19 protein-coding genes and 3 pseudogenes are annotated in these 24593 nt (G+C 74.8%); 12 read left to right on the top strand and 10 right to left on the bottom strand.

The window, feature by feature from the left end:
- Positions 1–10 precede the first annotated feature (10 nt).
- Positions 11–616, top strand: a complete 606-nt coding sequence (locus ACY1JF_RS30680; protein ID WP_462708553.1) for an Rv1733c family protein — start codon at positions 11–13, stop codon at positions 614–616.
- 155 nt (positions 617–771) lie between these two features.
- Positions 772–3210, top strand: coding sequence for a right-handed parallel beta-helix repeat-containing protein (locus tag ACY1JF_RS30675; RefSeq protein ID WP_462708539.1), 2439 nt, complete (start codon positions 772–774; stop codon positions 3208–3210).
- Here ACY1JF_RS30675 and ACY1JF_RS30670 read toward each other — a convergent pair.
- Complete coding sequence (locus ACY1JF_RS30670) at positions 3180–5450, bottom strand: hypothetical protein (protein WP_462708552.1); 2271 nt, start codon at positions 5448–5450, stop codon at positions 3180–3182. The two genes, ACY1JF_RS30675 and ACY1JF_RS30670, sit on opposite strands and share 31 nt — an antisense overlap.
- Before the next feature lie 399 nt (positions 5451–5849).
- Between ACY1JF_RS30670 and ACY1JF_RS30665 the strand changes: the two genes are divergently transcribed.
- Positions 5850–6683 carry a DeoR/GlpR family DNA-binding transcription regulator gene (locus ACY1JF_RS30665; protein WP_462708538.1) on the top strand — a complete coding sequence of 278 codons (834 nt, stop codon included), beginning with the start codon at positions 5850–5852 and terminating at the stop codon, positions 6681–6683.
- Positions 6684–6783: 100 nt separating this feature from the next.
- Positions 6784–7241, top strand: a pseudogene (locus ACY1JF_RS30660) (SRPBCC family protein).
- A 57-nt stretch (positions 7242–7298) separates the two neighbouring features.
- On the opposite strand, the gene cds1 reads toward ACY1JF_RS30660, so the two are convergent.
- Positions 7299–8423, bottom strand: coding sequence for an L-cysteine desulfhydrase Cds1 (cds1, locus tag ACY1JF_RS30655; protein ID WP_462708537.1), 1125 nt, complete (start codon positions 8421–8423; stop codon positions 7299–7301).
- 341 nt (positions 8424–8764) lie between these two features.
- Here cds1 and ACY1JF_RS30650 point away from each other — a divergent pair, with 341 nt between their 5' ends.
- Together ACY1JF_RS30650 and ACY1JF_RS30645 are read left to right on the top strand one after the other, a co-directional pair.
- Entirely contained in the window at positions 8765–9085 is a 321-nt protein-coding gene (locus ACY1JF_RS30650) for a hypothetical protein (RefSeq protein ID WP_462708536.1), read from the top strand.
- A 183-nt stretch (positions 9086–9268) separates the two neighbouring features.
- The gene (locus ACY1JF_RS30645; protein ID WP_462708535.1) at positions 9269–9778 is read left to right on the top strand and encodes an ATP-binding protein; all 510 of its coding nucleotides are present in this window, start codon (positions 9269–9271) and stop codon (positions 9776–9778) included.
- A gap of 203 nt (positions 9779–9981) precedes the next feature.
- On the opposite strand, the gene ACY1JF_RS30640 is transcribed toward ACY1JF_RS30645, so the two are convergent.
- The gene (locus ACY1JF_RS30640; protein ID WP_462708534.1) at positions 9982–11220 is read right to left on the bottom strand and encodes an ROK family protein; all 1239 of its coding nucleotides are present in this window, start codon (positions 11218–11220) and stop codon (positions 9982–9984) included.
- A gap of 247 nt (positions 11221–11467) precedes the next feature.
- Here ACY1JF_RS30640 and ACY1JF_RS30635 point away from each other — a divergent pair, with 247 nt between their 5' ends.
- Positions 11468–12598 carry a methyltransferase gene (locus tag ACY1JF_RS30635; protein ID WP_462708551.1) on the top strand — a complete coding sequence of 377 codons (1131 nt, stop codon included), beginning with the start codon at positions 11468–11470 and terminating at the stop codon, positions 12596–12598.
- Here ACY1JF_RS30635 and ACY1JF_RS30630 read toward each other — a convergent pair.
- A complete protein-coding gene (locus tag ACY1JF_RS30630; protein WP_462708533.1) occupies positions 12588–13448 on the bottom strand; it encodes a class II fructose-bisphosphate aldolase in 861 nt (286 codons plus the stop codon). The genes ACY1JF_RS30635 and ACY1JF_RS30630 overlap by 11 nt on opposite strands.
- A 27-nt stretch (positions 13449–13475) precedes the next feature.
- Positions 13476–14357: an SIS domain-containing protein gene (locus ACY1JF_RS30625; RefSeq protein WP_462708532.1), complete on the bottom strand. Its 882-nt coding sequence runs from the start codon at positions 14355–14357 to the stop codon at positions 13476–13478.
- 124 nt (positions 14358–14481) lie between these two features.
- Between ACY1JF_RS30625 and ACY1JF_RS30620 the strand changes: the two genes are divergently transcribed.
- Positions 14482–15261: a DeoR/GlpR family DNA-binding transcription regulator gene (locus ACY1JF_RS30620; protein ID WP_462708531.1), complete on the top strand. Its 780-nt coding sequence runs from the start codon at positions 14482–14484 to the stop codon at positions 15259–15261.
- A 321-nt stretch (positions 15262–15582) separates the two neighbouring features.
- Here ACY1JF_RS30620 and ACY1JF_RS30615 read toward each other — a convergent pair whose 3' ends face one another.
- Genes ACY1JF_RS30615 through ACY1JF_RS30605 form a run of 3 tightly spaced genes read right to left on the bottom strand, consistent with a single transcriptional unit; the run spans position 15583 to position 18403 of the window.
- Positions 15583–16368, bottom strand: coding sequence for a cupin domain-containing protein (locus tag ACY1JF_RS30615; protein ID WP_462708530.1), 786 nt, complete (start codon positions 16366–16368; stop codon positions 15583–15585).
- Positions 16362–17291, bottom strand: coding sequence for a DUF6807 domain-containing protein (locus ACY1JF_RS30610; RefSeq protein WP_462708529.1), 930 nt, complete (start codon positions 17289–17291; stop codon positions 16362–16364). Before ACY1JF_RS30610 ends, ACY1JF_RS30615 begins: the two co-directional genes overlap by 7 nt.
- Positions 17288–18403, bottom strand: a complete 1116-nt coding sequence (locus ACY1JF_RS30605) for a Gfo/Idh/MocA family protein (RefSeq protein ID WP_462708528.1) — start codon at positions 18401–18403, stop codon at positions 17288–17290. Before ACY1JF_RS30605 ends, ACY1JF_RS30610 begins: the two co-directional genes overlap by 4 nt.
- A gap of 420 nt (positions 18404–18823) precedes the next feature.
- On the opposite strand from ACY1JF_RS30605, the gene ACY1JF_RS30600 reads away from it, so the two are divergent.
- Together ACY1JF_RS30600 and ACY1JF_RS30595 are read left to right on the top strand one after the other, a co-directional pair.
- Positions 18824–19420: a Dps family protein gene (locus ACY1JF_RS30600; RefSeq protein ID WP_462708527.1), complete on the top strand. Its 597-nt coding sequence runs from the start codon at positions 18824–18826 to the stop codon at positions 19418–19420.
- Positions 19421–19535: 115 nt separating this feature from the next.
- The gene (locus ACY1JF_RS30595; protein WP_462708526.1) at positions 19536–20621 is read left to right on the top strand and encodes an ABC-2 transporter permease; all 1086 of its coding nucleotides are present in this window, start codon (positions 19536–19538) and stop codon (positions 20619–20621) included.
- Between the two features lie 19 nt (positions 20622–20640).
- On the opposite strand, the pseudogene ACY1JF_RS30590 reads toward ACY1JF_RS30595, so the two are convergent.
- Positions 20641–21267 (bottom strand): annotated as a pseudogene (locus tag ACY1JF_RS30590) (TetR/AcrR family transcriptional regulator); the annotation flags it as partial.
- 14 nt (positions 21268–21281) lie between these two features.
- Here ACY1JF_RS30590 and ACY1JF_RS30585 point away from each other — a divergent pair.
- Positions 21282–21830, top strand: coding sequence for a Rossmann-fold NAD(P)-binding domain-containing protein (locus ACY1JF_RS30585; protein ID WP_462708525.1), 549 nt, complete (start codon positions 21282–21284; stop codon positions 21828–21830).
- Between the two features lie 105 nt (positions 21831–21935).
- On the opposite strand, the gene yicI is transcribed toward ACY1JF_RS30585, so the two are convergent.
- The gene (gene yicI / locus ACY1JF_RS30580) at positions 21936–24206 is read right to left on the bottom strand and encodes an alpha-xylosidase (RefSeq protein ID WP_462708524.1); all 2271 of its coding nucleotides are present in this window, start codon (positions 24204–24206) and stop codon (positions 21936–21938) included.
- A 270-nt stretch (positions 24207–24476) separates the two neighbouring features.
- Here yicI and ACY1JF_RS30575 point away from each other — a divergent pair.
- A pseudogene (locus ACY1JF_RS30575) lies at positions 24477–24593 on the top strand (xylose isomerase); the annotation flags it as partial.

The raw sequence follows: 24593 nt of genomic DNA, 5'->3' as shown, positions 1-24593 counted from the left end.
GGTGCGGACCGTGCGGGTGATCGGGGGACTCTGGCGCTGGCGGCGCAATCCGCTGCGCCGCGCGACCGACCTGGCCGAGGCGTGGGTGGCGCTGGTCACCCTGGTGCTGATCGTGTGCGTCGCGCCCGTGGTGGGCGTGCGGGTGGGCACGGCCGCCGCCGACGCCCTGCGCCGGTCGGTCCACGACCAGCGCGACACCCGCCACCGGGTGACGGCCACCGTCGTCCGCGAGCTGGACCACTCGCCGCTGGACATCGACCCGGAGGCCGCCGCCGCGGGCCCCCCGCGCAGCCGCGTCCTGGCCGAGTGGACGGCACCGGACGGCACCGCCCGGCGCGGCCCCGTCCTGGCGGGCGCCGACGCCCCGCGCCCCGGCGACCGCTTCCGGATGTGGACGGACGAGCACGGCCGGACGGTGGCCCGCCCGCTCGACGCCTCCACCGCCGCGACCCACGCCGTCCTCGCCGGCACCGGCGCCGCCCTGGCCGCCGCCGCCCTGGCCGAGGGAGCCCGGCGGCTGGTCGTGTGGCGCATGGTCCGCCGCCGGTACGCCCGTTGGGACCAGGAGTGGGGGCGGGCCGGTCCGGACTGGGGCAGGACGGGCACCGGCAGCTGACCGGCTTCCGCCTCCGGTCAACCGGCCCCTGCGGCGCACGCTACGGTGGACCGGCCGAACCCGTTTCGGCATCGACCCGCGCGTGAGAGACCACCGGGGCACGCCCCGGTGGTGAACGGGCCATCGGAACAACGAGGTGGGGGCAGAGCAGCGCCATGGCACAGGGCACGGTCCAGGTGACGCACACCGGCACATCGCGGTGGCGGCGCCGCACGGGCGAGTACGCCTCACTCGCCGCCGCCCTGGAGGCCGCGGCCGACGGTGACGTGCTCACCATCGCCCCCGGCACCTACCGGGAGAACCTCGTGGTGCGGCGGGCGGTGACCCTGCGCGGTCCCGACGGCTCCCACGGATCGGTGCGGATCGCGCCCGTGGACGGGGTGCCGCTCACCGTGCGCTCCTCGGCCGTGGTGCAGGATCTGCACGTCGAGGGCCAGGACGCGGCGGCACCCGCCGTACTGATCGAAGAGGGCACCCCGGAACTGCTCGACGTCAGGGTCGTCGCCCGGTCCGCCGCCGGGATAGAGGTCCGCGGCGGTGCCCGGCCGACGGTGCGGCGCTGCTCCGTCGACAACCCGGCGGGCATCGGCATCGCCGTGGTCGACGGCGGTGGCGGGGTGTTCGAGGAGTGCGAGGTCGTCGCGGCCGGCCAGGAGGGCGTCGCGGTGCGCTCCGGCGCCCGCCCCCGGCTGGACCGCTGCCGCGTCCACCACGCCGCGGGTTCGGGCCTGACGGCGACGGGCGAGCACTCCTCGCTGGAGGCCGTGGGGTGCGAGATCTACGAGGTGCGGGGCAGCGGCGTCCAGGTCACCGGCCGGGCCACCGCCCACCTCACCGACTGCGACGTGCACCGCACCACCGCCGACGGCGTCACGCTCGACACCGACGCCGTGCTCACCCTCGCCGACTGCCGCATCCACGACATCCCCGAGAACGCGGTGGACCTGCGCTCCCGTTCCGTCCTCACCCTGACCCGCACCAGCGTGCGGCAGTTCGGCCGCAACGGCCTGTCGGTGTGGGACCCCGGCACCCGCGTGGACGCCAACCAGTGCGAGATCTTCGACAGCACGGGCGACTACCCGGCCGTCTGGGTCAGCGACGGCGCCACCGCCGTGCTCGACTCCTGCCGGGTGCACGACGTGCCGGACGCCCTGTTCGTCCTCGACCGGGGCTCGCGCGCCGACGTCGTCGACAGCGACCTGTCGCAGGTGCGCAACACCGCCGTGTCGGTGAGCGACGGCGCCACCGCCCAGCTCGACGACTGCCGCATCCGGGAGGCGGCGACCGGCGCCTGGTTCCGCGACCACGGCAGCGGCGGCACGCTGAACAACTGCTCCATCGACTCCACCCGCACCGGTGTGATCGTCACCAAGGGCGCCGACCCGACCATCGAGCGCTGCGTCATCGACTCCCCCGGCGAGGCCGGCGTCTACGTGTCGGCCGGCGGCCGCGGCAGTCTCCTGGACTGCCGGGTGACGAACAGCGGCGGCTACGGCTTCCACGTGATCGACGGCTGCCGCACCACGCTGCGCAAGTGCCGCACCGAGCGGTGCGCGCGCGGCGGGTACGAGTTCGCCGACGCCGGGCCGGACACGGGCGGCGCGGGGCCGGTGGTCGAGGACTGCACCAGCGACGAGAGCACCGGCCTGAGGCCGGCTCCCGAGCCCCGGGAGCCGGCCGTGCAGACGGTGACCGGCTCCCGGGGGCTGCTGGGCTCGATCCCCGGGCAGCGCGGCACCGAGCAGGAGCCCCTCGTCACGGCTGCCGCGCCCGAGCGGCCGGTCCGCCACTCGCAGGACGTCCTCGGCGAACTGGACGCGCTGGTGGGCCTGGAGAGCGTCAAGCGCGAGGTGCGCGCCCTGATCGACATGATCGAGGTGGGCCGGCGCCGGCAGCAGGCGGGCCTGAAGGCGGCGTCGGTCAAGCGGCACCTGGTCTTCACCGGCTCCCCCGGCACCGGCAAGACCACGGTGGCCCGGCTGTACGGCGAGATCCTGGCCTCCCTCGGCGTCCTGGAGAAGGGCCACCTGGTCGAGGTGTCCCGGGTGGACCTGGTCGGCGAGCACATCGGCTCCACGGCGATCCGCACCCAGGAGGCGTTCGAGAAGGCGCGCGGCGGTGTGCTGTTCATCGACGAGGCGTACGCGCTCTCCCCCGAGGACGCGGGCCGCGACTTCGGCAAGGAGGCCATCGACACCCTCGTGAAGCTGATGGAGGACCACCGTGACGCGGTCGTGGTGATCGTCGCGGGCTACACGGCGGAGATGGAGCGGTTCCTGTCCGTCAACCCCGGTGTGGCGTCCCGCTTCTCGCGGACCATCACCTTCGGCGACTACGGGCCCGAGGAGCTGCTGCGGATCGTGGAGCAGCAGGCCGACGAGCACGAGTACCGGCTGGCGCCGGGCGCCGCCGAGGGAGTGCTGAAGTACTTCGCGGCGCTGCCCAAGGGGCCCGCGTTCGGCAACGGCCGTACCGCGCGCCAGACCTTCGAGGCGATGGTGGAGCGGCACGCGAGCCGGGTCGCGCAGGTCACGGACCCCAGCACGGACGACCTGACCCTGCTCTACGCCGAGGACCTGCCCGAACAGTCCTGAGGTCCGCCGTCGGCGCCCGGTACCGCCCGGGTCCCGTCCTCCTCGGGCCGGGGCGCGGGCACCTGGGGGCGCAGCCGGGCCAGCAGCCGTCGGCGTTCCTCGGCGAACGCCGGGTCGGCCTGGTAGTCGCCGTGCCCCAGGATCGGGGCGGGCAGCGGGTGCTCGGCGGTGCGGCCGTAGGAGAGGGGGTCCCTCAGGGCCTCCCGGTCGACCTCCGGTCCGCAGTCGCCGGGCAGCCGGACCGGGCCGCCGATCGGGTCGGTGTGCCGGTACAGGTTGCGCCAGCAGTCGATCTCCCGGTGCAGGGAGGCGAGCGCGGCCGGTCCGAAGTGGGCGGGGAACCAGCGGCCGTAGAGCCGCTCCAGCGGGGAGCCGTAGGTGAGCAGGGCGACCCGGCCGCGGACGGACGGCTCCAGCTGCCAGGCCGCCGCGGCGGCGAGCACGCTGCCCTGGGAGTGCCCGGACAGCACCAGCCGTCCGCCGGTGGCCCGGGTCCAGGTGGCCATGCGCCAGGTCAGGTCGGGCACCGCCCGCTCGGCGTAGCAGGGCGGGGCGAAGGGGTGGGCGGCGCGCGGCCAGAAGGTGCCGACGTCCCACAGGATGCCGATGGTGCGCCGCGCGGAGGCGTCCCGGTAGGCGCGGCGGCCCCAGGTGACGAACAGCACGAAGCCGAGGCCGATCAGCCAGGAGCCCACGGCCTGCGCGGTCTGGGCGGCGCCGTGCACGACGGCGTACGTCCCCTCCGCGGCCTGCGCCGGGGTCCGTCCGGTGGTCAGGGCGCCGGCCAGGGCGCCCGTGCCGAGCAGGAAGGTCGCGGTGGAGACGACGGTGACCAGGAGCGGTGCCAGGTCGGTGAGGCCGGCCATCGCGCGGGCGGCGGCGATCCGGCGGGTACGGGCCGCGTCGCCGGCCTCGGCGGCGTGGTCGCCGGCCACGGCGGCGCGCTCGGCTCGGGCCCGGGACCAGGTGCGCCGGGCGAGCAGGGCGCACAGCACGAGGACCACGACGAGCAGCGGCGGGATCACCGACGCCTGCCAGGTCAGCAGGACCGGGGGGCCGGCCAGAAAGGTGCCGGTGCCGTCCAGCCAGTCCGACACCCGCTGGGCGACACCGCCGGACATGACGCCGCCGAGGGCGCAGGCCAGCATCGCGACGGCGGGTCCGCCCAGGCCCCGCATCGCGGCGCGCCGGTCGGGCGCGGCGCGGTGCAGCAGGTGGGCGACGACGGCGAGCGCGACGACCAGCAGCCCCTGCGCCAGGGCGAGGCCGCCGAAGGCCGCGTCACCCGGCAGCCGCCCGGCGGACGCCCACCCCGGCCGGTTCCAGCCCGCGTACAGCAGGGCGAGGACGAGCAGGGCGAGGGCGGCGAGCGGCAGCCGCCGTACGAGGTGTTCGTCGAGTTCCCGGTCGAGGAGCCGTTCGCCGCGGCCCCGGCGGCAGACCACGCCCACCGCCACGGCGGCCGTGACGACCAGGGCCGTCTGGAGGAGCCACCCGGTGGTGTCCAGGAGCGCGGGGCCGCCGGTCCGGCGGTCGAAGCGGGCCGCCGGTACGGCGAGGGCGGCGGCGACGGTCAGCAGTCCGGCGGCGGTGTGCGCGGCGCGCAGCCGGGCCACCAGCCGGCGCCCGTACCAGAACCCGGGGCGGCCCAGGGCGTTGTGCCCGGTCTCCGTCCCGGCTTCCGGATCGCGCTCCATCGGCTGCTGGGACTCGTAGGCGCGCCAGGTGCGCAGGGACAGGTACCAGAGCAGGCCGGTGAGCGCGGCGGGCACCAGGGCGGCCAGGGCGAGCCGCCGGCCGGGGGCGCTCCACCAGCCGGCGCCGGGGCCGGCCGGGGAGAGGAAGCCCAGCCAGGAGTGGCGCCGGGCGCACGCCTCGGTGCCCGCGCACTGCCAGGCCGCGAGGTCCAGGGCGACCTCCGCGGCGGCGGCGACCAGCAGCACCGTCAGGGTCAGTCCGGCGAGCCGGACGAGCAGGCCGTACAGCCGCACCGCGCGGACCCGGCCGGTGGCGGCGGGGCGCATCCAGTGGGCGAGGTTGGCCACCATGAAGGGCAGGAGCAGCAGCCACAGGGCGCGGGTGCCGTCGCCGGAGGTGAGGTTGCACCAGACGTACGCCTCGGGCACCGGTCTGTCCCGGTAGTCCTCGGGGCGTGCCTCGGCGTCGGCGTCCTCGGCGCGGCGGAAGACGGCCGCGATGCCGTCACCGGTGACCCGTACCGTGCGCGGGTCGTCGAGCATCTCCTGCGGGGTGGTGCCGCCCACTCCGTGCACCAGGAGTTCCAGGGCGGTGCCGGTGCCCTGTCCGCCGTCCGCGGCACCCTGGTGCGCGGACCGTTCCCGTCTCTGTCCCACTGTGTCGCACTTCCCCCGTGACGCGCCGTCGGCTGTGTCCGTGCGGGCACAGGATCTCCGCTGGACGGACGGCGCACACCCCTTCCCACGGAATCCCCCCCGAGCGTGTGACGGGCGGCGTCCCGGTGACACTTGAGTGACATGTACGCGACGATCAGGCGGTGGCGTGCTCCGCGACGGGGCGTGCGAGGATGGTACGTCGGCGCACCGGGGCGTGCGGAGGTCCTCGCCGGAGCGGGCGCGCCGGCGGGTCGGACTGGCGGCGGCGAAAGGACCGGAGCGTACGTGAGCGAGAACCAGAACCTTCTCGCGGAGCAGCGGCGGGCCCTGATCCTCGACGAGGTACGGCGCCGGGGCGGCGTCCGGGTCAACGAGCTGACCCGTCGGCTCGGCGTGTCGGACATGACGGTCCGCCGCGATCTGGACGCGCTGGCCCGGCAGGGCGTGCTGGAGAAGGTGCACGGCGGTGCGGTGCCGGTGGTCGAGGCGCGTACGCACGAGCCCGGTTTCGAGGCCAAGTCGGGTCTGGAGCCGACCGCCAAGGAGGAGATCGCGCGGGCCGCGGCGGAACTGGTCGCGCCGGGCGCGGCGATCGCGCTGTCGGGCGGTACGACGACGTACGCGCTGGCGCACCGGCTGGTCGACGTGCCGGATCTGACGGTGGTGACGAACTCGGTGCGGGTGGCCGACGTCTTCCACGCGGCGCAGCGCACCTCGGGGACGCGGCAGGCCGCGGCGACGGTGGTGCTGACCGGCGGGGTGCGCACACCGTCCGACTCGCTGGTGGGCCCGGTGGCCGACCAGGCGATCGCGTCGCTCCACTTCGACGTGCTCTTCCTGGGCGTGCACGGCATATCGGCGGAGGCCGGGCTGTCCACCCCGAACCTCGCGGAGGCCCAGACCAACCGGCGGCTGGTGCAGTCCGCGCGGCGCGTCGTCGTGGTCGCCGATCACACCAAGTGGGGTGTGGTGGGCCTGAGTTCGTTCGCGGAGCTGGCGCGGGTGGACACGCTGGTGACGGACGCCGGGCTGCCCGAGGAGGCGCGCGCGGAGGTCGCGGAGCACGTGCGGGTGGTGGTGGCGGGGGGCGTGGCGGACGAGCTGGAGCAGAACGGCTGACGGACACCGCTGACATCCGGCGGGGCGCCGGGCAGGGCGACGCGTCCGTTCGCCCACGGTTCGTCCATGTTCGTCCACGACGGCTTCCGGGGGGGGCCGTATGACGCGTCGACTGCGCCCGGTGGTGCTGGACTTCCTCCCCACGGCTCCCGTACGGCTGGTCTTCTCCGGGGCGGTCACCGCCGCGCCGGGGACGGTGTTCACCGCGCTCGTCGAGGACATGGCGGGCCGGGCGGCGTGGTTCCCGCAGGTGACGGACGCCCGGACGGGGGCGGCCGGGAGGTCCGGCTGCGGGGCGGCGCGCGTCTCCAGGGGAGCGTCCTCGCCGCCGACCGGTCCGAGCGGTACGCGTACCGGGTGGACGCCACCGACGCGCCGGGGGCGCGGGCGCCGGCCGAGGAGTGGCAGCCGAGGAGTGGCGGGACGCGGGCGCGGTGGACCTTCGCCGCGGACGGGACGGCGCTCCTCCGGCTGGTGCTGCGCGGCGCGCGGCCCGCTCTGGGACCGGTGTCCAAGGGGGTGGTCGGCGCACTGGACCGGCGCTTGGCGCGCACGTAGGCGCGTGCGGGGCGGCGCCCGGGCGCGCGGGGACGTCGCCCGGCCGCCGCCCGGCCGTCAGTCGGGCCAGACGCCGGTGCGCAGCAGGGATTCGACCGCCGCGGTGTACGGCTCGATGTCCAGGCCCTGTTCGGCCAGCCAGGCGTCGGAGTAGTACTTGTCGAGGTACCGGTCCCCCGGGTCGCACAGCAGCGTCACCACGCTGCCCCGGCGGCCCTCGGCCACCATCTCGGCGACGATCTTCAGCGCGCTCCACAGTCCGGTGCCGGTGGAACCGCCCGCCTTGCGGCCGATGACCCGCTCCAGGGCTCGGACGGCGGCGATGCTCGCCGCGTCGGGCACCTTCATCATCCGGTCGATCGCGCCCGGCACGAAGCTCGGCTCCATGCGGGGCCGGCCGATGCCCTCGATGCGGGAGCCGCAGCCGCAGGTGACGTCCGGGTCGCCGGTGGTCCAGCCGTCGAAGAAGCAGGAGTTCTCCGGGTCGGCGACGCAGATCCGGGTGTCGTACTGCAGGTAGTGGACGTAGCGGGCGAGGGTCGCGGAGGTGCCGCCGGTACCGGCCGTGGCGACGATCCAGGCCGGTTCCGGGAACCGCTCCAGGCGCAGCTGACGGAAGATCGATTCGGCGATGTTGTTGTTGCCGCGCCAGTCGGTGGCCCGTTCGGCGTAGGTGAACTGGTCCATGTAGTGCCCGTCGGTCCGCGCCGCGAGGCGGGCCGACTCCTCGTACATCTTCCGCGAGTCGTCCACGAAGTGGCACTGCCCGCCGTGGAACTCGATCAGGCGGATCTTCTCGGCGCTGGTCGTGCGCGGCATGACGGCGATGAAGGGGACCCCGATCAGCTTCGCGAAGTACGCCTCGGAGACGGCCGTGGAACCGCTGGACGCCTCGATCACCGGGCGGCCCGGCCGGATCCAGCCGTTGCACAGGCCGTAGAGGAACAGGGAGCGGGCGAGCCGGTGTTTGAGGCTGCCGGTCGGGTGGGTCGACTCGTCCTTGAGGTAGAGGTCGACGCCCCAGGGCTCGGGCAGCGGGAACCGCAGCAGATGGGTGTCGGCCGAGCGGTTGGCGTCGGCCTGGACCTTGCGGACGGCCTCTTTCAGCCACGCGCGGTACGCCGTGTCGCCGCGGTCGACGTCCAGGGTCGCACCGGTCACGGAGGGCTGGGGAGTGCTCATGGCACGGCTCCTTACGCTGGCGCCGACGACGCCTGACCGGGCCGCCTGCGCCGATCATAAGCATCTTTCCCGCACGTCTCTCACCTGCATAAAGACCACTTGGGAGGGCTCAAAGGGACGCCTGGAGCGGGGTGCGGGGCAAGGCGGGGGCGCGTTCGCGCCGGTGCTCCGGGCCGCGCCGGGAAGGACTCCGCGCGCACTGGTGCTCCGCGCCGGGGGCGGGCACACTGCTCCGGGTGGGGACCGAGCCCCTCCTCGGGGCACCCTGGATCACTGTACGAGCCGGCACCGGCCCGCCCGGAGCACGGTCCGGCCACCGACGCGCACAAGGGGGCGGCGGCATGGCGGAGCCGGAGTTCACGGCCACGGGGGTGCGCACGGACAAGGGGCTCCGCTCGCTCACCCGGGCCGGGCGGGTGCGGATCAGCGACGGCAGACTGGAGCCGCCGACCAGCCGCGGCAGCGAGATCGACAGTGCCCCGGTGCGGTCGGTGCGGGCCTCCAGGCCCTGGTTCGCCCCTGGTGACCGCGCCCTCGCGGAGCTGGACGGCAAGCGGTGCCTGCTGACGCCCGGCGAGCCGGATCCGGCGCCGGGCGAGCCGGGGGCGGCGGCGCGCCGGTTCGTCGAGGCCGTGCGCCGGGCGGCGGGGCACGGCGGGTGAGATGTCCGTGAGTTGCGCTGTCCCACCCCTTGCGCCACGCTGGTCTCACGTCACTCTGGGTTTACCGGCGATAACGCTGCGAACCAGCCCGCCGGCCACGACAGCAGGCGGTCGCGTGACGCAGGCGCCTGCTGGATCCGTCCTCAGTGTTCTTCCGGACCTCTATGTCGGGGAGTCGCAGCCGTGATCAGTCACCCAAGCAGGCACTGCACGGTGGAGCTCCAAGCCCTGCCGTCGCGGATCGGCCAGGTCCGCAGAATCGTATCTGCGCAATTGCGCTACTGGCATCTCGACTCCCTCACCGACCGGGCCGCGCTCGGTGTGACGGAGCTGTTGACCAACGTCCACCAGCATGCCCGGCCCGACAAGACGTGCACCGTGGAGATCGAGCTGCTGCCCGACCGGCTCACGGTGTCGGTACGGGACCGCGACCCGCGGCTGCCCGTGGTGGACGAGGCTAAGCCGCTGGCGACCCGCGGGCGCGGCCTCGCCATGGTGGCCGCGGTGAGCGAGAGCTGGGGCGCCCGGCCGGACGGCGAGTCCGGCAAGGTCGTCTGGTTCGCCCTCACCACGCCGGCGCCCCTGCCGGCCCTGTCCGGCCGGCCGCCGCAGCGCCTGGTCGAGGAGGTGTCCGCCGAGCCGTTCGCCCAGGTGGCGCGTGCCGCCCCGGCCCGGTCGGCCGTCGCCGGCTGACCGGGCGGTGACCGTTTCCTCCCCGGGACGGTCCCGGTGCGCGCCGCGCCGGGCCTGCCCGGCCCGCCGAACCGCTCGTCCGGGTGGGGCAGTCGGCGCCCGTACCGGCTTCCACCGGTCTCGCCGGGGGACCAAGCGGCGGCCGTGCGCGTGCCGCGCGGGGAGCGGGGGACCGTCACGCGGGCCGCGGGCGGCCCGGGGCGTCAGCCGAGTACCGCCAGCGGGTCGTCGAGGACCGGCTGCCAGGCCAGTTCGGCGGCGCCCACCAGGCTGTTGTGGTCCAGCGCGCAGGGCAGGACGGGCACGCCGCCGCTCCGTCCCCACAGGCTGCGGCCGGCGACGACCGCGCGCAGCCGCTCCGGGTCGGCGCGCAGCAGGTCGCGGTGGAGGCCGCCGAGAACGATGCGGTCCGGGTTGAGGATGTTCACCAGGCCGGCCAGGCCCTGGCCGAGGCGGTCGAGGAGGGTCTCGACGGCGGTGCGCACGGCCGGGTCGGCGTAGTGGTCGCGGACCAGGTCGACGGACTGCTGGAGGAGGGACTGCTCCGGGCCCGGTTCGCGTCCCGCCGCGGTCAGGAAGGCCAGCGGGTCGGTCTCCACGTCCAGGCAGCCGCGGCTGCCGCAGTGGCAGGGGCGGCCCTCGGGGTTGACGGTGAGGTGGCCGACCTCCAGGGCGAGCCCGGAACTGCCCGAGTGCAGACGGCCGTCGAGGACCAGGGCGCCGCCGACGCCCCGGTGGCCGGTGGCCACGCAGAGCAGGTCGCGCGAGCCGCGCCCGGCGCCGTGCCGGTGTTCGGCGAGGGCGGCGAGGTTGACGTCGTTGGCCGTGAAGGCGGGTCCGCCGAGGCCGGCGGCGCGCACCCGCTCGGCGAAGATCTGCCGGACGGGGGCGCCCGCCGGCCAGGCCAGGTGCAGCGGGTTGAGCGCGAGGCCCTCCGGTTCGGCCACCGCCGACGGCACGGCGAGTCCGGCGCCGACGCAGCGCCGTCCGGTGCGCTCCAGCAGTTCGGCGCCGGCCTCCACCACGGAACCGAGGACCTTGGCCGGGTCGGCGTCGACGATCTCGCAGCCGGGGGTGGTGGCGACGATGCGGCCGCCGAGGCCGACCAGGGCGGCCCGGTACCCGTCGGCGTGGACCTGGGCGGCCAGGGCGACGGGGCCGTCCTCGGCGACGGCGAGGCGGTGCGAGGGACGGCCCTGGGAACCGGCGGGGGCGCCGGGGCGGGCGTCGACCCGGATCAGGCCGAGCGCCTCCAGTTCGGCGGCGACCGCGCCGGCCGTCGCCCGGGTCACGCCGAGTTCGGCGGTGAGGACGGCGCGGGTGGGCGCCCGTCCGGTGTGCACGAGTTCCAACGCGGGACCGAGCGCCCCGCGCCCCCGGTCCAGCCGCGTCCTGGAGGTGGTACCGTCCGCCGTTCCCCGGTGGTCCGCCTTGCCGCTCATGGAGGCGAGTCTCCCATGATCCGCGCCCGGGACGGCCGCCCGGCGGCCCGCTCGCCCGCGGTCTGCCGTCCAGCCGCCCGACGGGCTCCGCCTCCGGCGGCGCCGTGCCGGGGCGTGCCCGCGGGGCCCGGCCGCGAGGCGAACGGTGCCGGGCCGCCGCGCACGAGCGGTGGCCGCCCCACCGCCGGCCGGTCCTGAACCGGGGCTCCGCTAGCCTGGGCGCACGATGGACGACCGCGACGACCGTATGACGACCGAGTGGGGCGAGCCGGTGCTGACCCGGTTCCCCGAGGATCCGCGCGAGCGGCTGCGCGCCTGGGACGCCTCCGACGAGTATCTGCTCGGGCACCTCGCCCAGGAGCGGGTACCGCTGTCCGGGACGGTCGTGGCCCTCGGCGACCGCTGGGGCGCGCTGGTGACGGCGCTGGCGGCGCACCGGCCGGTGCAGATCACCGACTCCCACCTCGGCCGGGAGGCGACCCGGGCCAACCTCGCCCGCAACGGCGTCGAGCCGGGCGCGGTGCGGCTGCTGACCACGCAGGACCCTCCGCCGGAGCGGATCGACGTCCTGCTGGTGCGGGTGCCCAAGAGCCTGGCGCTGCTGGAGGACCAGTTGCTGCGGCTGGCGCCGTCGGTGCACGCGGACACGGTCGTCGTCGGCACCGGGATGGTGAAGGAGATCCACACCTCGACGCTGGAGGTGTTCGAGCGGGCCCTCGGCCCGACCCGGACCTCCCTCGCCAAGAAGAAGGCCCGGCTGATCTTCTGCACGCCGGACCCGGCGCTGGAGCAGCCCGCCAACCCCTGGCCGCTGCGCTACCGGCTCCCCGACGGCATCGGCCCCGTCTCGGGCCGGACCGTCGTCAACCACGCGGGCGTCTTCTGCGCCGACCGGCTGGACATCGGCACCCGGTTCTTCCTCCAGCACCTGCCGCGGGACCCGGCCGGGAAGGTGGTCGACCTCGGCTGCGGCAACGGCGTCGTCGGTACGGCGGTGGCGCTGGCCGCCCCCGGGGCCGACGTGCTGTTCACCGACGAGTCCTTCCAGGCCGTGGCCTCGGCGGAGGCGACGTACCGGGCGAGCGGGGCGCGGGGGAAGGCGGAGTTCCGGGTCGGTGACGGGCTGGCCGGGGTGCCGGACGGCAGTGTCGGCCTGGTGCTCAACAACCCGCCCTTCCACTCCCACCAGGCCACCACCGACGCCACCGCGTGGCGCATGTTCAGCGGCGCCCGGCGCGCGCTGCGGCCGGGCGGCGAGCTGTGGGTGGTCGGCAACCGGCACCTCGGCTACCACGTCAAGCTGCGCCGCCTGTTCGGCGACAGCGAACTGGTGGCCAGTGACCCGAGGTTCGTCGTGCTGCGGGCCGTCAGGCGGTGACCGGGCCCACCACCCGGACCAGGTCGGCGACCGTGCGGCCCATGGCGTCCCGGCCCACCGCGAGGTAACCGCGCGGGTCGACCGCCTCGGGGTGTGCGGCGAGGTGCGCCCGGACCGCCCCGGTCAGGGCGATGTTCAGCGCGGTGCCGATGTTGACCTTGGCGATGCCGCCCGCGACCGCCGCCGCCAGTTCGCCGTCCGGGACGCCGGAGGAGCCGTGCAGGACCAGGGGGACCTCCAGCGCGGCCGACAGCTCCTTGAGCAGGCCGTGGTCGAGGGCGGCGGTGCGGGTGGTCATGGCGTGCGAGCTGCCGACGGCGACGGCCAGGGCGTCCACCCCGGAGTCGGTGACGAAGGCGCGGGCCTCGGCGGGGTCGGTGCGGGCGCCGGGCGCGTGGGCGTCCAGCGGCGGCTCGCCGTTCTTCCCGCCCACCTCCCCCAGTTCCGCCTCGATCCACAGTCCTCGGGCGTGTGCCCAGTCGGCGGCCGCGCGGGTCGCCTCCAGGTTCTCGGCGTACGGCAGCCGGGAGGCGTCGTACATGACGGAGCTGAAGCCGGCGTCCGGCGCCTGCCGCAGCAGGGCGTCGCTCTGGACGTGGTCGAGGTGGAGGGCGACGGGGACGGCGGCGCGTTCGGCGGTGGCGACGGCGGCGCGGGCCAGTGGTTCGAGCCGGCCGTGGCGGAACCTCACGGCGTTCTCGCTGATCTGGAGGATCACGGGCGCGGTCACGGACTCGGCGCCGGCGACGACGGCCTCGACGTGCTCCAGGGTGATGACGTTGACGGCGGCGACCGCGGTACGCGCCGCCGCGGCGCGGGCGACCAGGTCGCCGGTGGTGGCGAGGGGCACGGGCAGGTCCTCGTTCTCTTCGGGGGGTCAGGGGGCGAGGATCACCGAGCGGGTGAGGTGGCGCGGCCGGTCCGGGTCCAGGCCCCGGGCGGCGGCCACGGCGACCGCGAGCCGCTGGGCGCGGACCAGTTCGGCGAGCGGGTCGAGGGTGCCCGCCACCCATGTCCCGCCGGTGGCCGCGACCTGTTCGGCCAGCCCCTCGGGCGCCTCGCCGAGCATCCAGGTCGCCGTGGTGGAGGTGGTGACGCTGATCGGGCCGTGCCGGTACTCCATCGCCGGGTAGGCCTCGGTCCAGGACAGGGACGCCTCGCGCATCTTCAGCGCGGCCTCGTTGGCCAGTCCGACGGTCCAGCCGCGGCCCAGGAAGGTGAACTGGGTGCGGTCGACGAGGCCTGCGGGCAGGTCGGTGGCGAGCGCCGCGCGGGCGTCGGTGACGGAGTCCTCGACGGGCAGGCCGAGGTGGGCGCGGAGCAGGGTCAGGGCGGTGGTGGCGAACCGGGTCTGCACCACCGAGCGTTCGTCCGCGAACTCCAGGACGACCAGGTCGTCGGCGGCCGTCGCCACGGGCGTGGCCGGGTCGGCGGTGATCGCGGCGGTGCGGGTACGGCCGCGCAGCCGGCCGAGCAGTTCCAGCACCTCGGTGGTGGTGCCGGAGCGGGTGAGGGCGACGACCCGGTCGTAGGAGCGGCCGTACGGGAACTCCGAGGCGGCGAAGGCGTCCGTCTCGCCCCGGCCCGTCTCCTCGCGCAGTGCCGCGGCGGCCTGGGCCATGAAGTACGAGGTGCCGCAGCCGACGATCGCGACCCGCTCCCCCGCCTCGGGCAGCGCGCCGCCGTGCCGTGCCGCCTGCTCCGCGGCACGGGTCCAGCACTCCGGCTGGCTGTTGAGCTCGTCCTCGACGTATGTCATGGCCACACCCTCCCCCGAATTGCTCGTTCTTGCAAGGTACAGCTGCCTTTCGAGCACGATCAAGCATGTGGCGGGTGAACGACTGCGTTAGGGTCGGCCAGGGACCGAGGAACGGAGGGTGCGCATGTCGCGCGACGCCCGCTGGAAGACACTGCTGGAGCTGCTCGTCGAACGCGGCCGGCTGGACGTCGAGGAGGCGGCGGCCGAGCTGGGGGTGTCGGCCGCGACGATCCGCCGCGACTTCGACCGGCTCGCCGAGCAGCAGATGCTGGTGCGCACGCGCGGCGGCGCGGTGGTGCACGGGGTGTCGTACGAGTTGCCGCTGCGGTACAAGACGGCGCGGCGGGCCTCCGAGAAGGAGCGCATCGGGCAGGCCGTCGCCGCCCTGGTGGCGCCGGGCGAGGCGGTGGGGCTGACCGGCGGCACGACCACCACGGAGGTGGCGCGCGCGCTGGCCGTGCGTCCCGACCTCGCCTCGGGCACGCCCGCGCTGACCGTCGTCACCAACGCGCTGAACATCGCCAACGAGCTGGCCGTCCGGCCGCAGTTCAAGATCGTGGTGACCGGCGGGGTGGCGCGGGCGCAGTCCTACGAGCTGATCGGGCCGCTCGCGGACGGGGTGCTCGGCCAGGTCACGATGGACGTGGCGGTGCTGGGCGTCGTGGCGTTCGACGTCACCCACGGGGCCGCCGCCCACGACGAGGCGGAGGCCGCGGTCAACCGGCTGCTGTGCGAGCGCGCCGGACGCGTGGTCGTGGCCGCCGACTCCACCAAGCTCGGCCGGCGGGCGTTCGCCCGGATCTGCGCGGCCGAGACGGTGGACACGCTGGTCACGGATACGGCGGTGGGCGCGGACACCGTACGGCGGTTCGAGGAGGCGGGGATCGCGGTCGTCGCGGTGTGAGCCGCCGGTCCGCCCCGGCCGTTCTCCCCGGCCGGGGGCTCAGTGGCCGTGACCGGCGCCGGGCTCGTCGGTGTGGCCGTCCGCGGGGGTGGCCGGCGACGGGGTGGCCGGCGGTGACGGCGGCGGAGAGGACCGGGGCGGCAAGGCCGGGCATGGGTCTTCCGCGGTGCGCCCCCGCACCTGCATGAGGCCGCGGCCCTCCCCTCGGGCCGCGGGTTCAGGCGGATGACGCGCGTCCCGGCGCCCCCTGACACCCGTCCGCTCCTGACGCGCCGTCGCCTCCCGCCGGCCGCGGGCGGACCGGCGGGAGCCGGACGGCCGTCACTCCCGCCCCGTGCACGGGCGGCCGGTCTCCTCGTACGGCAGCGTCGTCCCCGGCAGCGCGTACTCGTCCCGGCGTCCGCACATGCCGTAGCCGCCGCGCCGGGTGGGCACGGCCACGTGGACGGCCGCCCCGCCGAGGTGGGCGGCATCGCCGGCCGCCAGGGCGTCGAGCTGGGCGCCGGTGCGCTCGGCGGCGGCCAGCGCGCCGGCCCGCCACAGGCCGCGCCACACCGGCACCTTGTCGCGCACCAGGCGCGCGGCGGCCCGCTGGAACGCGCGCAGCGGGGCGTCGTCGCCGGCGAGCAGCGCCGCGCGCAGCGGGAGGTAGCCCTCGACGGCGAGGTCCCGGCGACGCCGCGCGGCCGCCTCCGTCTCCGCCGTGCCGCCCGGCGGCAGCGTGGCCGCGGCGGCGTACGCGTCGGGGTCGGCGAGCACCTCGGGCGGGAAGGTGAGGACGGCGTCGCCCGCCTCGGGCAGACCGCTGTTCTGCATCAGCACGGTGATCCGCAGGCCGCCGCCCTGGACCATGCGGTGGACCGTGCCCGGTGTGAACCAGACGACCGAGCCGGGCCCGAGCGGGACGTCCCGGTAGCCGTGCGGGCTCAGCGTCTGCGCCGCGCCCCGGCCGGCGGTGACGACGTACGCCTCCGCGCACACCAGGTGCAGGTGCGGGCTGCCGCCGCACACCCCGTCGGCGGACTCCCAGTCGTAGGCGCTGAGGTGGGACAGGCCGACGGCGCCGGGCAGCGGATGCGGGAGGACGGGCCGCGGCCCGGTCACCACGGCAGGGCCGCCAGGTGGCCGGCGACCCGGTCGCGGTCCCAGGCGCCGTCGGCGACCACCAGCCGGTAGCGGTAGGCGAAGGACCGCCCGGGCGGCAGCTCGAACTCCTCGAAGAACGCCCAGGAGAACGCGACGGTCGGGACCGGCTCGGCACGCACGAACCAGTGCGAGGGGTGGATCGCGGTCTTCTCGTCGAGGTTCTCGGGCGCGTGCGCGAAGACGAGGGTGGAGTGGGCGTCCACGTCGTCGTGCTCGGTGGTGAACGCCAGCCACGGGCTGCGGGTCCCCATCAGCTCCCCGGCGCCCTCCCGGTCCGCGGTGAAGGCGGTGCCGCCGGTGAAGTCGCGGGGGCCGCGCCACTGGAGCCCGGTGTAGCCGGCCAGCTCCCGGCCCGCGGTGGTCGGCGAGCCGAAGGCCAGGGGCTCGGCGCGGATGTTGGTGAGGCGGATCGACCAGTCCAGGGCCCAGGAACCGGACTCCTCGTCGACCGAGTGGACGGTCAGTCCGCGTTCCTCACGGGCCCATTCGGCGCCCCCGTTCTCGACCCAGGTCAGGTGCTCGGTGACGGCCAGCCGGTCGTCCTCGGCGGCCAGGTCCGCGAAGCCGTCGTGCCGCATCGAGCCGACGCGCTCGGGCAGCGGCAGGTAACCGCGGCCGTGGACGTAGCTGTTGCCGCCCCAGAAGTTCTGCCCGGACAGGTGGCTCGCCGTCATCTGCACGCCCTTGTGCCAGCGGTGGTCGCTGGGGCGGTACCCCGTCACGGTGCGTCCGGCCAGCGTGCGCACCGGGTGGGCGTACGGCTTGCGGGACTCGAACGGGTCGGGGTCGGGGCGGTAGACGTACCGGAGGATCTCCGTGCCGGCCGCCGTCGTGACCGTGATGTCCTCGCCGTGGGTGTGGGTGACGCGGATGCCGTCGCTCATGCGCGCTCCCGGGGGGCCCAGTCGGGGTGGTCGCCGTGCATCGCGGCGTGGAACGGGTCACCGGGGCCTATCTCCCCCGCGCGTACCGGCTGCCCGGTGAACGCCGCCTTGTACAGGGCGGCGGCGAACTCCAGGGTGGCGCGGGCCTCCTCGCCGCTGCCCGGGGGCCTCTTCCCGGCGTCCCAGGCGTCGAGGACCGCGCCGAGCTGCGCGGTGTGGGAGCTGGGCACGTCGGTGGCCGGGGTGCGCCAGGCGGCGGCCCGCCCGGCGTCGACGTGCCGGGCCGGGGTGTAGGTCCAGTCGGCGTTGCGGTGGCCGTAGAGGTGGGTCAGCTCCACGGTGGCGTCGGCGCAGTCCACCCGTATCCGGCTCGTCTCGTCCGGCGACAGGACGCTGTTGACGACGGTGGCCAGGGCGCCGTTGGCGAACCGCACCAAGGCGGTGGACACGTCCTCGCTCTCGGTGTCGTGGACGAGACGCGCGGCCATCCCCCGTACCTCCGCCCAGGGGCCGAGCAGGTGCAGCAGCAGGTCGTACTGGTGGATGCCGTGGCCCATGGTCGGACCGCCGCCCTCGGTGGCCCAGCGTCCGCGCCAGGGCACCGCGTAGTAGGCGGTGTCGCGGTACCAGGTCGTCTGGCAGTGGGCGACCAGCGGGGCGCCCAGCTCCCCGCCGGCGATCAGCTCCCGGGCGTGCGCGGCGCCGGAGCCGTACCGGTGCTGGAAGACGACGGACGCGTACGCCCCCGACGCCTGCTCGGCCGCCGCGATGTCGTCGTACTCGGCGAGCGACAGGCACAGCGGCTTCTCGCACAGCACCCAGGCGCCCGCCTCGAGCGCGGCCACCGTCTGCTCCCGGTGCAGCGACGGCGGGGTGCCGATGAGGACGAGGTCGGGGCGTACGGCGTCCAGCATGGCGCCCATCGAGGTGTGCCCGGTGACCTCCGGGCCGGCCTCGGCCCGGAAGGCGTCGAGCCGGGCCGGGTCCACGTCCACGGCGGCGACCAGTTCGACCCGGTCGGCATGGGCTCTGAGGGCGGGCAGATGGCCTCCGGCCACGATGGCGCCGGTGCCGACGACGGCCACCCGGCGGCGGGCGGGGAGCGGGGACATGCGGGGGTCCTCCTCGGACGCTGACGACAGCACGCGGGTGCGGGCGCCGGACGGGGGCGACGACGGGCGACGGACGACGGGTGACGGACGGCCGGTGACGGGCGACCGGTGACCGGTCACCGACGACGGGCGACGGGCCACGGGCCACGGAAGGCGACGGCTCGGGCGACGGGCGACGGACAGCTCGGACGACGGACGATGGAAAGCGCTTGCACCCCGGTTGACCTTAGGCGGCGGACGAATGCCTGGACAACCCCCTTGCGCGGTCCGTCCGGAACCTCTCGGTCCGGACCGGGTGCCCCGCCCGCGCCGTAGCGTTTGCGGGCCCGGCGGGTGACTGGTCGACTGTCGCAGGGGGCCGAGTCCGGCCGCGCGAGGCGCCGGCACTCCCCTTCGGCTCCCCGTGGAAGGAGTTCAGGCGTGAGCACCGATCCGAGGCCGGCGGCACCGGCGCGCCAGACCGACGGCAGCCAGCCGTGGCTGCATCAGCAGGGCCGGGTCATCCAGGAGTTCGGCACCGTCAAGCAGTTCCCCTTGGCCCTGTCGACGGAGACCCGCCTCTACTCCGCCCAGCGGCTCAACAAGGTCCTGGCGGACACGCGCATCCTGCACGACCTGTACAAGAAGTACCACTGGCTGATGCGCGGGATGACGTTCTACCAGCTGCATCTGCTGATGGACAAGCACGCGGGCGAGCAGCTGGCGCTGATCGACACGGTGGCGGAGCGGATCCAGACGCTCGGCGGCGTCTCGGTGGGCGACCCCCGGCATGTCGCGGAGATCACCACGGTCCGCCGTCCGCCGGACGGGGTCGAGGAGGTGCCGGCGATGCTGTCGCGGCTGCTGGAGACGCACGAGCAGATCCTCGCCGACTGCCACGACGCCGCCGCGGTGGTCCAGGAGCAGGGCGACGACGGCACCAACGACGTCCTGGTCTCGGATGTCATCCGCACCAACGAACTCCAGGCGTGGTTCGTGGCCGAACACCTGGTGGACACGCCACTGGTACGGGTCTGAGCGCGGCGCGAACCGGGAGGGGCCGGTTTCCGGGCGCACCGCCCTCCGGGGCCGGCCTCTCGCACACCGCGGCGGACGGACAGGGCCGGACGAGCCCGGACAAGGACGAGCGAACGTGCACGAGACCCCCGAGACGGCCCCCGACGGCCGGCACCCGCACCGGCACGCCCGGGAGGGACACTGGACCCGCTTCCGCAAGGGGCCGTGGTGGCCGGCCAGCGTGCTGGTGCTGATCCTCGCGGCGGCGGCCGGCCTGTTCGCCGGGTCGTACACGTACACGATGGCCGATCCGGCCCCGCACCTGCTCCCGACCGCCGTGGTCGGCTCCTACAAGGAGGCGCGCGGCAGAACGTTCCTGGCCGGGCTGGGCAAGGCCCTCAACTCCTCGGTCCGCACCCATGTCTACGACTCCCGGGCAGCGGCCGTGGAGGCCGTCGAGGAGCAGACCGTCTTCGCCGTCTTCGAACTGCGCGACAACGGGCGGCGGGTGCGGCTGGACGTCTCCTCGGCCTCCGGTTCCTCGGTCGCGGAGCTGCTGGAGCAGGCCGCCCCGGCGGTGGGCAGGGCCACCGGGGTGTCGGTCACCGTGCGGGACATCAACCCGCTCCAGGACGGTGACCCCCGCGGTCTGGCCATCTTCTACATCTCGCTCGCGGCGGTGATCATCGGCTTCGTCGGCGCCATCCAGCTCAGCGTGCACGCCCGTGCGCTCACCCCGCCGGAACGGATCGCCTTCACCCTCGCCTACGCGCTGCTCGGCGGGTTCGCCATCGCGGCGGTCGTCGACTGGCTGCTGGGCGCGCTCGACCTGCCGTTCGCGGAGTCCTGGCTGATCCTCGCGTTCACGATGTTCGCCAGCGGGATGACGTTCACCATGTTCAACACCCTGGTCGGCCGCTGGGCGATGCTCCCGACCTGGGGCGTCATGATCCTGCTGGGCAATCCGTCGTCCGGCGGCGCGGTGTCCTGGCCGCTGCTGCCGTCGGCGCTGGGCGTGATCGGGCAGTGGCTGCCGCCGGGCGCCTCGGTCAACGCCCAGCACACGGCGGTGTACTTCGCGGGGCACCAGCACGCGTTCCCGTTCCTGGTACTGGCCGGGTGGGCGCTGGTGTCGTGCGCGGTGTTCTGGATCTGGCGGCACCGCCATCCGGGCGGGCGGGACAGGAGTCCGCCAGAGCCCGCGCCCCCCGTCTCCTCCTGAGGGCGCCCGCCGGGACGCCTCAGTCGCCGTCGGCGAGCCGGTTCAGCCACTCCTCGAGCAGCTGCCGCTCCGCCTCGCTCAGGGGCGTTTGCCCGGACAGCGCGGCGCGCAGGGCACGGGCGGCTCCCGCCGGGCCCGCCTCCCGGACGGCCGGCTTCTCGTGGGTGACGGCGACGACCATGGCCTCCCGCAGGGCGGTCAGCAGGGCCGGATCGCGCCGGTCCTCGGGCAGCGACAGCCAGGTGAGCACCGCGCCGCGCGCCGTGGCGTGGATGATCTGCGCCGCCAGTGCCTCGTCGACGCGCAGCCAGCCACCGGCGGCGAGCCGCCGGACCCGGCCCATCAGGATCTCCATGCCGGCCGCGAGAGCGGGCGAGGCGGTTCTGGCGGGCTCGGCGTACATCAGCGTGAACAGCGCGGGGTTGGCCAGTCCGAACTCGGCCGCGACGTCCCAGCCCGCCCTGAGGTCCGCGATGGGGTCCTCGGGGTCGGGATCGACGCGCTTGGTGGCGAGGAACGCGGTGAAGCCGTACTCGGCGACCGCGTCGAGCAGCCCGTCCTTGTCGCCGAACAACCGGTAGATGGCCGGCGGCTGGAGGCCCGCCGCGTCGGCGACCGCGCGGGTGGTGACCGCGTCGCGCCCGCCGCGACACCAGCCAGATGGGGGCGAGCCCGTCCTCGCGCTTCCAGGCGTGCGTCGACCACGCCGCCACCGAGGAGGCCCTGCGCGCCTGCGGAACGCCGTTCACCTCGCTGCGCAACGGCTTCTACGCCGCCGGCGCGGCGCATTTCATCGGCCAGGCGGCGGAGTCCGGCCGGCTCGTGCTCCCCGCGGACGGGCCGTTCAGCTGGACCGCGCACGCCGACCTCGCCGAGGCGGCGGCCGTCGTCCTGGCCGACGAGGGCCGCTTCGAGGGGCCCACACCACCGCTCACCGGGGCGCGGGCACTCACCTTCGAGGACCTCGCCGCGCTCACCGCCGAGATCACGGGCCGCGCCCTCACGCGGATCACCGTGCCGGACGACGAGTGGCTGGCGCAGGTGACGGGCCAGGGCATGCCCGCCACCGCGGCAAAGCGGCTGCTGGGCATCTTCACCGCTGCGCGCGACGGCGAGTTCGCCACCGTCGACCCGACGCTGGCCACCTTGACCGGCCGGGAACCCGTCCCCGTCGAGACGGTGCTCCGCGAGCACCTGGCCGGCCACTGAGCCACGCGGGCGAGGAGAGCCGTGCGAGCTGCCGGATCCCCGCGCGTGCCCCGCGCGCCGTGAGCCCCGGAGGCCGTTCCTCCGGGGCTCACGCACATCGCTCCCTCAGCCGAGCGGCACCGTCACCTCGCCCGTGCCCTCGGCGCTCGCCCCGCCGGCCACCCGCACCGTGAACGCCCGCCGGGTCCCCTCGGCGCTCACCCGCAGCACGTCCCCGTCCCGCCGCACCCAAAACGTCGCCGCCGGCGCGCCCGTCGCGTCCGGCACGGTGACCTCGGCCGCGTAGTCGAGGGACGCGGACGGGTGGACGAGCAGCGTCGGCGCGTCCAGCCAGTCGCCGTCGGGCCGCTGGTCGTCGGAGGCCAGCGGCAGCACGGCGCCCTCACGGACGTACAGCGGAAGGCTGTCGTAGCCGTGGCGTTCGGTGCGCCAGGCCGGGCCGGTGGCCCGCTCTCCGCTCAGCAGGTGCGTCCAGGTGCCCTCGGGGAGGTAGACCTCCACCTCGCCGTCCTCGGTGAAGACCGGGGCGACGAGCAGGTCGGGGCCGAGCATGTACTGGCGGTCCAGCGGACGGCAGGCCGGGTCGCCGGGGAACTCCAGGACCATCGGGCGCATCACCGGCACGCCGGTGCGGTGGGCCTCGGCGGCGGCGCCGTAGAGGTAGGGCATCAGGCGGTGCTTGAGGAGGGTGAAGCGCCGGGCCACGTCGACCGCCTCGTCACCGAACTCCCACGGCACCCGGTACGACGAGGAGCCGTGCAGCCGGCTGTGCGAGGAGAGCAGGCCGAAGGCGAGCCACCGCTTGAAGACGGCCGGGTCGGGGGTGCCCTCGAAACCGCCGATGTCGTGGCTCCAGAAGCCGAAGCCGGACAGCGACAGGGACAGGCCGCCGCGCAGCGACTCGGCCATGGCGCCGAAGGAGGACCAGCAGTCGCCGCCCCAGTGCACGGGGAACTGCTGGCCGCCGGCGGTCGCGGACCGGGCGAAGAGGACGGCCTCGCCCCGGCCGCGCTCCTTCTCCAGGAGTTCGAAGACGGTCCGGTTGTAGAGCTGGGTGTAGTAGTTGTGCATCCGCTCCGGGTCGGAGCCGTCGTGCCAGACCACGTCGGTGGGGACGCGCTCGCCGAAGTCGGTCTTGAAGCAGTCCACGCCCTGGTCGAGCAGCGGCTTCAGCTTCGACTGGAACCAGGCGCGGGCGTCGGGGCTGGTGAAGTCGACCAGGCCCATGCCGGCCTGCCACAGGTCCCACTGCCACACGTCGCCGCCGGGCGTGCGCACCAGGTGGCCGAGTCGCGCCGCCTCGTCGAACAGCGGGGACTTCTGGGCGATGTACGGGTTGATCCAGGCGCTGATCCTGAGCCCCTTCTCCTTCAGCCGGGCCAGCATGCCCTCCGGGTCCGGGAAGACGTCCGGGTCCCACTCGAAGTCGCACCACTGGTACTCGCGCATCCAGAAGCAGTCGAAGTGGAAGACGGAGAGCGGGATGCCGCGCTCGGCCATGCCGTCGACGAAGGAGGTGACGGTCGCCTCGTCGTAGGAGGTGGTGAAGGAGGTGCTCAGCCAGAGGCCGAAGGACCAGACGGGAGGCAGGGCGGGACGTCCGGTGAGGGCCGTGTAGCGGGACAGCACGTCCTTCGGGGTGGGGCCGGCGACGACGTAGTACTCCAGCGTCTGGTCCTCCACGCTGAACTGCACCTGGCCGACGGACTCCGAGCCGACCTCGAAGGAGACCGCGCCGGGGTGGTTGACGAAGACGCCGTAGCCGCGCGAGGAGAGGTAGAACGGGATGTTCTTGTACGCCTGTTCGCTGCTGGTGCCGCCGTCGGCCTGCCAGACGTCGACGACCTGGCCGTTCTTCACGAACGGGGTGAAGCGCTCGCCGAGGCCGTAGATCTGCTCGCCGACCCCGAGCGCGAGGCGGCTGAGCATGTGGTGGGCGCCCTCGCCGGTGGTGGCGAACGCGGTGCTCTTGGCGTCCGCCCGGGTCAGTTCGCGCCCGTCCGCGTCCAGGAAGGCCAGGCCCCAGGGACCGGAGCGGTCCAGGCGCAGGGTGAGCGGGCCGCTGGTCAGCTCGGTGACCGTGCCGTCCTGGCGGACCTCGCCGGCACCGTCCGGTACCCCGTCGAGCGCGAAGTCGGGGCCCGGGTGCCGCTTGCCCGCGTGGTGGGTGACCCGGACGCCGATGACGCCCTCGGCCGGCGAGAAGCAGTCGACGGTGAGGAGCGGGGCATTGAGCGTGTCGCCCCGCCGTGTCACCTTCTTCACGGCGGCATGGGCGGTGAAGCGCTTCGACTGGGCGCGGACATCGCGTACTTCGGTGGCGTACGAGAGGTGCACACCCTCGCGGACGAGCCAGAAGCCGTCGGTGAACTTCATGATCTCCTCGGGTGGGGCGAGAGCGGTCGGGTAGCGGTGCGTGACGTCTCAAAAGCATTTTGATCGTACACAAAACAAATCGGCACGGAAGAGCCACGACCTCATTTTTCCGCCCCTGAACTGGCCTGATAACCGAAAAGAACGGTTCACTCACGGAACGGAGGGCCCCCTCCGGGGCTAGCGCGGAAGCCGCTCCGTGACGTATTAGTCATGCCATCAAACAAAACCGTCCGGCGCGGGAGCCGACGGTACGACAGCAAGGGCCGCACGATGTCGAAGCGCTTCAACCCCACTCCCGAGGACAGGTTCACGTTCGGTCTGTGGACCGTTGGGTGGCAGGGCAGGGATCCGTTCGGGGACGCGACCCGGCCGCAGCTGGATCCGGTG

This window comes from Streptomyces sp. SYSU D01066-1 (assembly GCF_054956795.1).
The sequence above is the reverse complement of the archived record's forward strand: the minus strand, read 5'-3'. Positions and strand labels throughout refer to the sequence as shown.